This is a genomic window from Autumnicola patrickiae (assembly GCF_031846525.1).
Lineage (GTDB): Bacteria > Bacteroidota > Bacteroidia > Flavobacteriales > Flavobacteriaceae > Autumnicola > Autumnicola patrickiae.
The window spans coordinates 1-568 of the sequence record NZ_JAVRHM010000074.1; the positions used below are offsets into that span (position 1 = coordinate 1).

Sequence of the window (568 nt, forward strand, 5' to 3'; positions counted from 1 at the left end):
GTTTTGATGATTTGCTTTTCAATTGGTGTGATTGGATCGTTATTATCAATAATATGGATTTTCTCAGAACATCCAGAGGTTAAATTTAATATGAATATTATTTGGTGTAATCCTTTATATTTGGTTTACATTCCATACATCATAAAAAATAAATCGAACAAGATTTTAGCCTCTATCCTGTTAGTTTCAGTATTTGTATCCATTTTTATATGGTTATTTGGAGTGCAAATGTTTGATTTCGCTGTAGCACCAATATTATTTATTTTAGGAGTAATCAATTTAAAACAGCTAAACTTGGCTCATAATACAAAAGATTCTGGCTATCCTCACAACAAATTGGATTCCAGCTTGTTTCATAAATTGGCTCAATTGCTAAGGAACCTGATGTTACTAGGTAAGGAGAAAATGAAGAGGGATAGGTTCAAAAGAACGCTTAAAAAAAATCAACAGTTATGTCTGTAAATCCAAAAGATAGAAGGAAAACAAAAAAGATAAAAAATAAAAAATCCCCGAAAAGTAAAATTACCAGAAAGGACAGAATAAATGGAATTTTAATGCTTATAGGCTT

1 pseudogene is annotated in these 568 nt (G+C 29.6%); it reads left to right on the forward strand.

Features of this window, described 5'->3' with window-relative positions:
• Positions 1-462 (forward strand): annotated as a pseudogene (locus tag RM549_RS19405) (hypothetical protein); the annotation flags it as partial.
• Between the last annotated feature and the right edge of the window lie 106 nt (positions 463-568).